General features: G+C 45.8%; 12 protein-coding genes. 4 read left to right on the forward strand and 8 right to left on the reverse strand.

Annotated features, from left to right (window positions below; all coding sequences use genetic code 11):
• Positions 1–78 precede the first annotated feature (78 nt).
• Positions 79–804, forward strand: coding sequence for a hexitol phosphatase HxpB (gene hxpB, locus R7Q46_RS18835; RefSeq protein ID WP_053304716.1), 726 nt, complete (start codon positions 79–81; stop codon positions 802–804).
• 76 nt (positions 805–880) lie between these two features.
• Positions 881–1,303 carry a hypothetical protein gene (locus R7Q46_RS18840; RefSeq protein ID WP_262645440.1) on the forward strand — a complete coding sequence of 141 codons (423 nt, stop codon included), beginning with the start codon at positions 881–883 and terminating at the stop codon, positions 1,301–1,303.
• A gap of 133 nt (positions 1,304–1,436) precedes the next feature.
• On the opposite strand, the gene R7Q46_RS18845 is transcribed toward R7Q46_RS18840, so the two are convergent.
• The 3 genes from R7Q46_RS18845 to R7Q46_RS18855 are packed head-to-tail and all read right to left on the reverse strand — an operon-like array spanning position 1,437 to position 3,986.
• Positions 1,437–1,565, reverse strand: coding sequence for a DUF2474 domain-containing protein (locus R7Q46_RS18845; protein WP_005373267.1), 129 nt, complete (start codon positions 1,563–1,565; stop codon positions 1,437–1,439).
• 20 nt (positions 1,566–1,585) lie between these two features.
• Complete coding sequence (cydB, locus tag R7Q46_RS18850) at positions 1,586–2,593, reverse strand: cytochrome d ubiquinol oxidase subunit II (RefSeq protein ID WP_017820345.1); 1,008 nt, start codon at positions 2,591–2,593, stop codon at positions 1,586–1,588.
• A gap of 28 nt (positions 2,594–2,621) precedes the next feature.
• Positions 2,622–3,986: a cytochrome ubiquinol oxidase subunit I gene (locus tag R7Q46_RS18855; protein WP_318077700.1), complete on the reverse strand. Its 1,365-nt coding sequence runs from the start codon at positions 3,984–3,986 to the stop codon at positions 2,622–2,624.
• Between the two features lie 137 nt (positions 3,987–4,123).
• Between R7Q46_RS18855 and R7Q46_RS18860 the strand changes: the two genes are divergently transcribed.
• Entirely contained in the window at positions 4,124–5,557 is a 1,434-nt protein-coding gene (locus tag R7Q46_RS18860) for a PLP-dependent aminotransferase family protein (protein ID WP_005382689.1), read from the forward strand.
• A gap of 9 nt (positions 5,558–5,566) precedes the next feature.
• Here the strand turns inward: R7Q46_RS18860 and R7Q46_RS18865 are convergent, their stop codons facing one another.
• Positions 5,567–6,115 (reverse strand): sugar O-acetyltransferase, encoded by a 549-nt coding sequence (locus tag R7Q46_RS18865; protein WP_213871381.1) that lies wholly within the window; start codon positions 6,113–6,115, stop codon positions 5,567–5,569.
• Between the two features lie 334 nt (positions 6,116–6,449).
• Between R7Q46_RS18865 and R7Q46_RS18870 the strand changes: the two genes are divergently transcribed.
• Positions 6,450–7,316: a mechanosensitive ion channel family protein gene (locus tag R7Q46_RS18870; RefSeq protein ID WP_318077701.1), complete on the forward strand. Its 867-nt coding sequence runs from the start codon at positions 6,450–6,452 to the stop codon at positions 7,314–7,316.
• A 98-nt stretch (positions 7,317–7,414) separates the two neighbouring features.
• Here R7Q46_RS18870 and R7Q46_RS18875 read toward each other — a convergent pair whose 3' ends face one another.
• The 4 genes from R7Q46_RS18875 to R7Q46_RS18890 form a co-directional block, all read right to left on the reverse strand.
• Positions 7,415–7,735 carry a DUF1840 domain-containing protein gene (locus tag R7Q46_RS18875; protein WP_085569099.1) on the reverse strand — a complete coding sequence of 107 codons (321 nt, stop codon included), beginning with the start codon at positions 7,733–7,735 and terminating at the stop codon, positions 7,415–7,417.
• Positions 7,736–7,908: 173 nt separating this feature from the next.
• Complete coding sequence (locus R7Q46_RS18880; protein WP_213871380.1) at positions 7,909–8,811, reverse strand: hydroxymethylglutaryl-CoA lyase; 903 nt, start codon at positions 8,809–8,811, stop codon at positions 7,909–7,911.
• A complete protein-coding gene (locus tag R7Q46_RS18885) occupies positions 8,792–10,867 on the reverse strand; it encodes an acetyl/propionyl/methylcrotonyl-CoA carboxylase subunit alpha (protein WP_213871379.1) in 2,076 nt (691 codons plus the stop codon). Before R7Q46_RS18885 ends, R7Q46_RS18880 begins: the two co-directional genes overlap by 20 nt.
• Positions 10,860–11,642 (reverse strand): enoyl-CoA hydratase-related protein, encoded by a 783-nt coding sequence (locus R7Q46_RS18890; protein WP_169628738.1) that lies wholly within the window; start codon positions 11,640–11,642, stop codon positions 10,860–10,862. Before R7Q46_RS18890 ends, R7Q46_RS18885 begins: the two co-directional genes overlap by 8 nt.
• Positions 11,643–11,658 lie beyond the last annotated feature (16 nt).

Here is an 11,658-nt window from a genome sequence, read left to right on the forward strand (position 1 = left end):
ACTCGTTATATGCAAAGCTATGCTTTGGTTGAATAGACAAATCTTACTCAACGAATAGAACTTACTGAGGATGTACCAATGATATACGCTGCGGTCTTTGATATGGACGGGTTGCTGATTGATTCAGAACCTTTGTGGAAGGAAGCGGAAAAGCAGGTGTTTTCATCAGTTGGTGTCCAAGTGACCGAAGTGCTGTCAAAGCAGACTGCAACTATGACGACAGGTGAAGTAACAAGGTTTTGGTATGAACGTAATCCTTGGCAAGAAAAGAGCCTAGAGGAAGTAGAGAATGCTGTTGTGGATAAAGTGGAGGCATTAATAATTGAAAAAGGATGCGAATTAGAGGGTGTTACAGAAACACTCAAATTGCTTAAGGAAAAAGGGTTTAAGATAGGGTTGTCTACTAATTCACCTTATCAACTCATTCCCATCATTTTGAACAAACTCGGTATTGCCAGTTACTTTGACGCGATATCATCGTCAGACGATGTAGAGCAGGGTAAGCCAGAGCCAGATGTCTACCTTTTAACAATCAATAAACTAGGTGTAGATTCAAGTAACTGTATTGCCTTTGAAGACTCTTATTCGGGTATGCTTGCGGCAACACGGGCAAACATAAAAACAGTCGTGATACCTCAACCTGATAAGTTCTACCAAGAGTTTAATGAAGCCAGCCTAAAGCTGCAAAAGCTATCAGAGTTTAATGAAAGCCATTTGGCGAGTTTAATGGACTTGAATTTGAAAGCAACAATTGCACCAACACCGCATGAAAGTTTTTTAGAAGAAGGACTTGATTGTGAATAGTCGGTCGCTGAAAAAATACCTACTGCCAATGTTCTTATTGGTTTTACCTATAGAATCATTCGCAAAAGATACGACTATGTTGGACGAGCTCAATAATCGATTTGTTACATTTGAAAGGCGATTTGATGATTGTATCAACTCTTCTTCTCAAAATGATGTGAGTGAAAACATTGTCGATAAGATTCAAGCGCTTAATATTGATTTTGAAATTTCGGTTGGCTATTTATACAAACAATCACTTTATTTATGCTCTGATGATGAATTCAGTGATTTAGCAAGAATTATCATGATAATTGAAACCTCCGATAATGATGGATTGCAATTATCAAAGGCAAAAGCTAGTCAAATTAGAAAGCTACTTTTTAGCAAAGTGGATTTACGTTTAGAGTCGAAGTTTCAAAGTTTACCGCAAGATAAAAAGGAAGCATTACTGAGCATTGCGAAAAAGCTTGAACCTTTTGATCTCGTAAGCATGCATGAACGACTTCAGGCAATGTAGACTTATGAAAGAATGTTTTGAGTAGATTCTTAACGCTTGGCTTTTTCATTAAGATTGAGTATTAGGTTCAACGCCTCTAGCTCTTACACAAGATCTAGAGGCATCCATTTTGTATTGACTTAAAAGTGCCGAGCTAAGATTTTAACCCGGCAGCGGTCATCATGACGCGAAATAACATAGACACTAACCCTAATGCAGCGACGCTAACGACCCAAATTCCAACCATCCAAGCCCATTGGCGGCACCAATTTTTGATTTTCATACTCACTCCTTATCAACTTGTTAATGGTACGCTTCGTCTTCTTTCACTTTTCCGGAGAAGACGTAGTAACTCCAAAAGGTGTAAGCCAGAATGATCGGGATGATGATCACTGCTCCAACGAGCATAAAGCGCTGACTGCTTGCAGGAGCCGCTGCTTCCCATATTGATATGCTAGGAGGAATGATATTTGGCCAGATACTGATGCCAAGCCCAGCGAACCCGAGAATCACGATCACCAATGCCATCACGAAAGGGCTGCGCTCTTTACGCTTTTTAACGGAGTCGGCAATCTTCAAACATACCAGCCCAGTAATGACAGGTACGGGCAGTAAGTAGAACAAATTAGGCAGAGAAAACCATCTTTCCGCAATGGCAGGGTAAGCAAGTGGAGTCCAAGCGCTCACAATGACTAATGCGGAGATCATTGCCAGTAGTGTTTTGTTAGTGAAGCGGTACATCGTGTTTTGCAGTTCACCTTCCGTCTTCATGATGAGCCATGTGCTACCAAGCAGCGCGTACGTTGCGACTAAACCCAAACCACAAAAGATGGGAAAAGGGCTGAGCCAGTCGAGTTGGCTACCTACGAAGACGCGGTTTTCCACCGCAAAGCCTTGAATTACCGCGCCAACAACGATGCCTTGGAAAAACGTGGTTAAAATCGAGCCGACCATAAAAGAGCGATCCCAGAACTTTAAGTGGCTTTCCAATGCTTTAAAGCGAAACTCAAACGCGACGCCACGAAAGATCAAAGCAATCAACATCAACGTTAAAGGGATGGTTAGCGCTTCAATAATCACCGCGTAAGCCATCGGAAAAGCGCCAAATAGAGATGCGCCTCCAAGCACAATCCAAGTTTCGTTGCCGTCCCAAACTGGCGCGACACTGTTGACCATGACGTCTTTTTGTTTTTCATCCTTGATGAAGGGCATCAGTATTCCAATACCCAAATCGAAGCCATCCATGATGATGTACATCAAAGTGGCAAAAACGATGATCGCGAACCAAATCACGGATAAATCAAAATGCATATTTTCTACCTTCACTTTGTGACAAATTCTAAATGCGACCTGAAACGGTCGTCATGTCGTGCTCATCGTGTTCGATTGCATCGGGGCCTTTCTTGATTTGGTGGATCATGTAGTAATAACCAAAACCAAATACCAAGCTGTATACAACAAGGAAACACAGCAGGCTGATGCTCATTTGTAGGTCTCCGTGTGCAGAAACCGCATCACGCGTTTTTTGTACGCCATAAACGACCCAAGGTTGCCGACCAACCTCTGTCGTAAACCAGCCAGCGAGTATTGCGATAAGACCAGATGGCCCCATAAACAATGAAAACTTGAGGAACCAACGCGAGGTATAAAGCGTGTTCTTTTTTCGTAACCATATGCTGTAGAAGCTCTGTAAAATCATCAGAAGTCCTAGCCCGACCATGATTCGAAATGACCAAAATACGATAGGTGAGTTCGGTCGTTCCTCTTTCGGGAAGTCTTTCAGCGCCGGGATTGGCTCAGTTAAACTGTGGCGTAGGATCAAACTTCCTAGAACAGGAATTTCTAAGGCATAGTCTGTGCGTTCTTGTTCCATGTTTGGCATGCCGAACAAAATCAATGGGGTTGGTTTGCCATCGCTGTTATCCCAATGTCCTTCGATGGCGGCGATTTTGGCGGGCTGGTATTCCAAGGTGTTTAACCCGTGCATATCGCCAATCACGGCTTGGAGTGGCGCAAGGAACACTAAGATCCCGAGCGACATTGAAAACATCGTTTTTACCGCAGTCGATTGATTGCCTCTCAATAAATGCCAAGCGGCTGCCGCGCCTACAAAGAGTGCTGAACTGACAAAAGCCGCGACGCTCATGTGCGCCAAACGATAAGGAAATGAAGGATTAAAAACGATAGCAAACCAGTCGGTTGGTACCACGCGTCCGTCGACAATTTCATAGCCTTGTGGCGTTTGCATCCAACTGTTGGAGGCGAGAATCCAGAAGGTCGAAATGATCGTGCCTAACGCCACCATCGAGGTTGCAAAAAAGTGCAGCTTTTCGCCGACGCGACGCCAACCAAACAGCATCACGCCAAGAAATCCGGCTTCGAGAAAGAATGCCGTTAACACTTCATAAGTCAGTAATGGGCCAGTGATAGAACCAGCGACGTCGGAGAAACCACTCCAGTTGGTGCCGAATTGATAGGCCATGACAAGGCCAGATACAACGCCCATCCCAAAGTTAACCGCAAAAATTTTCGACCAGAAGTGATAGAGCTTTTGGTAATCGGGATTACGTGTTTTTAGCCATAAGCCTTCCAGCACGGCGAGATAGGTGGCCAAACCTATGGTGATAGCGGGGAAAATAATATGAAAGGATACCGTAAAGGCGAACTGTATCCGCGCAAGCATAAATGCGTCGAGGCCAAACATTAAACTTCCTTTGATCTTTTTAAGTTTGATGAAAGGGCTATTTTAAAAGGAGTGGATTAGGGGAAGTAGGTACAGACAGTGACTATAAACCTATAACAGATTAAATATTGAAGTGTTATTATATTGAATTCAGCTTTATGGAGGGGGATTTGCGTTTGGCGAAGTATCAAGAGTTAGTGGAACAGCTTAAAAGGCAGATAAAATCGGGGATATGGCATCCGGGTGACAAGCTGCCTTCTCTGCGTCGCCAATCTGAACACTCGGGTTTAAGCTTGATGACGGTGTTGCATGCCTATCAAATTCTGGAATCTCAAGGCTGGGTAACGTCACAGCCGCGATCTGGTTATCGAGTCGCGCCCAATATTAAGAGCTCAAATGAACCCCAAGCGCCAGCCGCGGTTTCGTGGACTGAGCAGGTAGACATCAATGAGTTTATCTTTGATGTTCTGCAGGCGAGTAAAAATCCATCCATGATCAATTTTGGCTTTGCCTATCCAGACCCAAGTTTGTACCCACGATATCACGTGAATCGGGCGATGAGCGCAGCCGCTCGCAATATGCCGATTTCCACCACCTTTGATAACTTACCGCCGGGAAACGAGCAATTACGCACCATCATCGCGAAGCGTTATGCTGCGAAAGGCATTGAAATTTCACCCGATGAAATTGTCATTACGGCAGGCGCGCTGGAGGCGTTAACGCTCAGTTTGCAAGCCTGCACAAGACCGGGAGATTGGGTGGTTGTGGAGTCGCCTGCATTTTATGGTGCATTGCAATCCTTAGAGCGGTTAGGTTTGAAAGCGCTCTCAGTAAGAACAGACCCAGTCACGGGCATTGACCTAGACTCATTGGAACGAGCGCTGCAAACACACGATGTGAAAGCGTGCTGGCTGATGTCGAACTTCCAGAATCCTCTGGGTTTTACGCTTTCTAACGAAAAAAAACAAAAGCTGATTGAGCTGACACAGCGATATAACGTACCAGTGATTGAAGATGATGTGTACAGCGAACTGCATGCCGAGAATGACTCGGTTTACCCACTAAGAATGTTTGATGACACGGGCAATACCATGTTGTGCTCCTCGTTTTCAAAATCATTAATCGCAGGGCTACGTATTGGTTGGGTTGCGGCAGGAAAGCGGGCGCTAGAGGTACAAAAGTTACAGTTAATGAGTACATTAGCGACGAGTGCACCAGTGCAAATGACATTGGTGCACTATTTAACAAGCCGCAATTATGAATCGCATTTGAAGCAGTTACGGAAAAAGCTGTTTGAACGTAAAAGTAAGATGACGGATCTGCTTAGTGAGCTGTTACCTGAAGCAGTCAACGTGTTAAGCCAAAGCGGCGGGTACTTTATTTGGTTAGAGCTCCCCAAGCATATTGATGCTTTGCCGATATATCGAGAAGCACTAAAAGGTAATATCAGCATCGCACCGGGAAAGATGTTCAGCCTGACAGAACAATACGATCACTGTATTCGTCTTAACGCTTCTTTTGAGCTCAATGACAAATACGTTCATGCTCTCAATCTGCTTGCCAATATTATTCGCGATCATTTGGCGAAATAGCCACTTTCTTCAGTTTTTGGGTTTAATGGAGCGCGCCGGATTTCCAACGACTCGATCGCCCGGCGCAACGTCTTTGGTTACGACAGAGCCAGCGCCAACGACGGCCTCATCGCCAATGGTCACTCCTGGCAGTATGATAGCGCCCCCACCAATCCAAACGTTATTGCCGATTTTTACCGGTTTGGCGATCTCGTCTCCGGATAAGCGTCTTTGTGTATCGAGTGAATGAGCGGCTGTGCAAATTTGCACTCTAGGCCCAATCATGACGTTCGCGCCAACCTCAACCTGCCCATTGTCCAGAATAATGGCATCCCAGTTGATGTAGGTGTTTTCTCCGATGGACAAGTGACAACCGTAGGTAAGTTGAAGCGGTGGCTCTATACAGGCGCTGTTTTCTAATTGGACGTCCATTTCTGCCAATAGTTGTCTACGTATATCTGGGTTTGGCTCGTGGTTAAATTGGAAGACAAGCTGCGCGGTTTTGGCGCGCATTAGCTTTAGTTCTTCATCCAGACAATTATAGGTTTCTCCAGAGCGCATCCGAGTCAGTTCTGACATAACAATCATTCCATCAATGTTATTCGCAATAAGGTGCATAATAAGTGAGAGTGATTCGAAGTGAAAATTTGATGCTTAAAAATCAGAAAGTTATCACTGATTTGCCTTGCGTATCCAGTTGGTTGATTGGCTCGTTTAGTTCACAAAGACGTGCTCCCTAAATGGCTTAATCGGTTGAAGCCAAAGTGGGAAACCACTCGAAGCGTTTTACGTAGATTACAATATAGTTAATAAGAAGAACTTAGTTGAGCCGCTTGCGCTATCGATTGACCTAAAAATTTAAGACTTAGGCGCTCTGGCTTGCTGGCAACGATGAATCAAGAGTGAGCACTTTATGTTCGAACGGGTCATTTCATTTTTAGAAACAACGCTGTTTACCTTTAACGAACAACCTATCACGTTGTGGGCGATATTGATGGTGCCGACATGGGTGATTGTCGCTTTATGGTTGTCCAAAATTTTAATCAAAACCGTTACGTCAAGAATGTCCTCATCGGGGAAAGATCCAAACGTTATTCATTTGGTTAAACGGATATTATTTGTCATCGCTCTCGCCATTATTTTTATGACCACACTTTCGATGATCAATGTGCCAATTACCGCGTTTGCCTTTCTGTCTGGTGCCATCGCTATCGGCTTCGGTTTTGGTGCGCAAAACATCATTAACAACTTCATAAGTGGCTGGATTTTGATTGGTGAAAAGCCAATCCGAATTGGGGACTTTTTAGAGGTTGAGGGCGCCAAAGGCACTGTCGAGCAAATAAATACACGTTCAACGCGAATCAGGCGAACCGATGGCGTTCACATGCTCATTCCCAACAGTCAATTGATTGAGAACGTGGTGATCAACTGGACGTTATGCGACAGATTAGTTCGTGGCTCGGTCGTCGTCGGCGTCGCGTATGGGAGCGATGTCAAACAGGTTGCCGCCTTAATGGCGGAAGTGACTTCGCAGCAAGCGCAAGTTCTGAGTTCGCCAGCGCCAGATGTGTTTTTTCAAGACTTTGGTGACAATGCTTTGATCTTCGAATCTTATTTTTGGATTAACTCAACGGTTGAGGGCGGTATTCGCTCGGTCGCAAGTGCCATGCGTTTTGAAATCTACGAAGCTTTCGAAAAGCACGGCATTGAAATCGCGTTTCCACAACGAGATGTGCACATTGATGGGCAAATCAAGTTGTTTAGGGAGAGAAACGGATAGGGCGATAAGCGGTATTGGTGTTCTTATCTTGGTGTCGAGTAACCATAGCGAGGCGGTCACAACACGGATTCACCTCGCTAGAAACCAGTTTGAAGGCGTTATTGGTTGTCCCACATGACTTCGCATTCTTCTTTGATTGCTGATTTTAGCAACTCAATCAGTGGAAACGCTCTGCGTCCTAGGCTTACCGAGGGCTCTGCTTGTTCTTCCTCTTCGTCTACATCAGTAGGGAGGTTTTCTTCAGCTGCATTTTTCGCAGATAGAGCAGAAGTTAATTTTGATAGCGCGTCAGGAACATCTTGAGCGGAAATTGATCCCGGCACCGTGCCGCTGTGACCCATCATTTTGAGCATATCTAATGCAATATCACCAAACATTGTGACGTTTGAGTGGCTTCGACAACGAAATGTTATGAGCATTTACCTGATCCTGTTTTATATGTTCGGTTTGAAACTAAATTGTAGCTGAAATCAGATACTAATTAATGTGATGAAGACCGTTGAGCGTTAAGGTTTTTATGAGTAACAACAAAAAACGGGCACGTACGTCTGCATGCCCGTTGAAATACATTACCTGATTGGTTGTTGATGATTTACAAGCTATACGGATCGCCCAGAGCTAATGCGACCCTAGAAGCAGGAGACTTTCCTAACGCACGGCAAATTTGCCAACCCGCTTCATTGATGACGCCAAGGTCAACGCCTGTTTCAATCCCAAGTTGATCACACAGATAAAGTACATCTTCCGTTGCAACATTGCCACTGGCTCCTTTCGCGTAAGGGCAGCCGCCGAGCCCCGCTACTGCGCTATCAATGGTGTTGATGCCCATTAACAAGGCTTGGTAGATATTGGCTAATGCTTGTCCATAAGTGTCATGAAAATGTACTGCGAGCGCGTCTTTTGGCAGTAGCGTTAACAACGAATCCAGCATGGCGATAACGCGATTAGGCGTTGCTTTACCGACAGTATCACCGAGCGAAATCTCATAACATCCCATATCAAACAACGTATTGGCGACCTTGGTAGTTTGCTCTGGCTTGATTACTCCCTCATATGGACACACCATGGTACAAGACAAGTACCCGCGTACAGGAATGTTGTGCTGGTTCGCCAATTCGATAACGGGTTCAAATCGAGCGAGACTTTCGGTAATGCTGCAGTTGATGTTCTTCTGGCTGAACGTTTCTGAAGCGGAGCCAAACACCGCAATTCGCTTTACACCGCTTTCCAGCGCACGTTCTAACCCTGCGAGATTTGGTGTGAGCGCGCTATAAACCACTTCAGGCTTTTTTGAGATACCAGCAAACACCTGATCGGAATCGGCCATTTGAGGCACCCACCTTGGAGAGACGAAAGATCCAGCCTCAATATGCTTTAAGCCACTGCTGCTTAGTTGGTTAATCAAACGGATTTTATCAACCAGCGTCACTGCCGTTTCATTTTGCAGACCATCACGAGCGCCGACTTCGACGATATTAACCTTCGCTGGTAGCATATTCGCGCTCCTTATCTTCACTGACGTTATCCGATATCAAAGACAAATTCAGCAGGATGGAACCGTGCTGTACTTGGTCCCCGTGCTGATAAAACAATTCGTCGACTTTTGCTGCTACCGGAGCCGTGATGGTGTATTCCATTTTCATTGCTTCGAGTACCAAAAGCGGATCGCCCGCCGCCACTTCGTCACCTTTAGCCACCATAACTGCTGAAATTATGCCGTTGAGTGGTGCGGTTGGACTTAGTTCATCATCTACATCTTTTGCAGAGTCAAAGTTAGGTTGATGAGCGAACGTGCGCTGCTGACCAAGATAAAATAGTGTTGTCTTTTGTTCGTTGCTAAGTGCATTAAAGGTGTAACGCACATTATCAATATCGACGATAAACTGGTTGTCACTTTCAATCAGTGTCACCTGATGTCGTTCTTCGCCACATTCGATAGTGAAGGACTCGGAATGTTGAGTGCATGATTGCTGAGACGAATACTCTTGAGACGAATGATGCAAACGTACTTGATGATTGGTATTGGCATCCGCGAAGTTAAATCGGTAAACGTTGTCAACCGACAGTCTAAAACCTCGTTTGGTTGGCGCGGGTAACGTTGAGCTGTCTGATTTTGAAATCAGATCATTCCAGCGAGCAACCGCCGCCAATGTAAGCCAGATTGAATCCGACACGTCTTGCTGCTCATTTATGCCTTGTTGATGTGTGACGAGGAAACCTGTATCAAGCTCAATCTCTGCAAAGGCTGGCTGCGAAATAATGCTGTGCAGATAACCAATGTTTGTCGTTACGCCACGTACGTGATATTGAGTTAACGCCTGCTTAAGCTGCTTTAGAGCGATATCACGAGTTTGCCCCCAGACGATCAGCTTGCTGATCATTGGATCGTAATATTCGCTGATGCTATCGCCTTGGGTAACACCACTATCAACGCGTACGCACGCTAGGCGCGCACTACTGTCTGATACGGGTTCTTTTAAGTAATCAATGCGGCCAGTCGACGGCATAAAGTCATTGTCTGTATCTTCTGCGTAAATTCGCAGCTCAATTGAATGACCGTTGTGGGTGATTTCCGATTGCGAAATAGGTAAATGCTCGCCAGCTGCAACTTTGAATTGCCACTCCACCAAATCAACGCTGGTGATCAATTCAGTGACAGGGTGTTCAACTTGCAGACGGGTATTCATCTCCATGAAGTAGAATTGACCTCGGCTATCGAGTAAGAACTCCACCGTGCCAGCGCCAACATAGTCGATCGCTTGAGCGGCCTGAACCGCAGCTTCACCCATTTGTTTACGCAGTTCATCACTAAGACCGGGAGCTGGTGCTTCTTCGACTACTTTTTGGTGACGACGCTGAATGGAACAATCGCGATCAGAAAGATAGACACAGTTGCCACGCTGGTCAGCGAATACCTGAACTTCCACGTGGCGAGGCTGCAATATGCATTTTTCGATTAGAAGCTGCTTATCGCCAAAGCTTGACAGTGCTTCACGCTGCGCTCCGTCGATAGCCAGCGGCATTTCGGCTGCGCTGTTGACCACTCGCATGCCTTTGCCGCCGCCACCTTGTGTTGCTTTAAGCATCACTGGGTAACCGATTTTTTCAGCTTCCGCTAATAAGTGCTCTACGCTGTTGTCTGTGCCGTGATAGCCGGGAACCAAGGGCACGTTCGCCTCAGACATGATGGCTTTGGCTTGCGACTTCGAACCCATTGCTTCAATTGCGCTGGTGGAAGGGCCAATAAAAACAATGCCATTTTCGCTGCACGCTTTCGCCAGTTTCGGGTTCTCGGAAAGAAAACCATACCCAGGGTGGATAGCATCGGCCTGCCATTTTTTCGCAGCGCCGATAATCGCATCGATATCGAGATACGATTCACTCGCCGGAGCGGGGCCAATGCATTCAGCGAAATCCGCTTGTTTAACATGTAAGCTGCTGCGATCCGCTTCGGAATAGACGGCAACCGTCTCTATAGCCATGCTTTTTGCGGTTTTAATGATTCGGCAGGCAATTTCACCGCGGTTTGCGATCAGTATTCTTTTAAACATGATTCCTCCAATTGGCGGCGCGCTTTTCAAAAAATGCACTCAGTCCTTCTTGTCCTTCTGCGGACACGCGGGCGGTTGCAATAGCTTGGCTGGTGTATTCAATTAATGAATGCTCGATAGGTTGATTGTCACAACGTAAGCAGAGCGTTTTTGCTGCCTGCATGGCTTGTGGACCGTTGTTGAGCAGGTGATCAATGGTGCGATTGACGGCTTCACGTGGTTGAGCGTCTATCTGATGAAGAATACTCATCGATAGCGCGGTTTCGGCATCAATCAGTTCCGCGGTTAAAAAGTAGCGTCGGCTCTGTCTTTGTCCAATCGCTCGGATTACGTAAGGTCCGATGGTGGCGGGTAACAAACCGAGCTTCACTTCACTCAAACAGAAGCGACTTTCAGGTGTACCGATAGCGATATCGCAACAGCAGATAAGCCCAAGTGCGCCGCCAAATGCAGCGCCATGCACCATAGCAATAGTCGGTGTGCTAAAGGTATCCAGCGTATGCAAAAGTTTTGCTAGTTGCTGTGCATCTTGCAGGTTTTCACCCTCGGTTTTGGTGGCCATTGACTGCATCCAGCCAAGATCCGCACCCGCAGAAAAGTGTTTACCTTGCGCCGTTAGTACCAATGCACGTAGAGAGTCGTCTCTATCAAGTTTTTCCAAGATTTCGATAAGTGAAGCAATTAATTCATCATTAAACGCGTTGTGTTTCTCTGGTCGATTGAGGCTCAACCAAGCAACGCCATTGTTGTCTTTTTCGAGCAGTAGTCCGGTCATGTGACTTCCTTTGTCT

The sequence above is a fragment of the Vibrio sp. 811 genome (assembly GCF_033339195.1).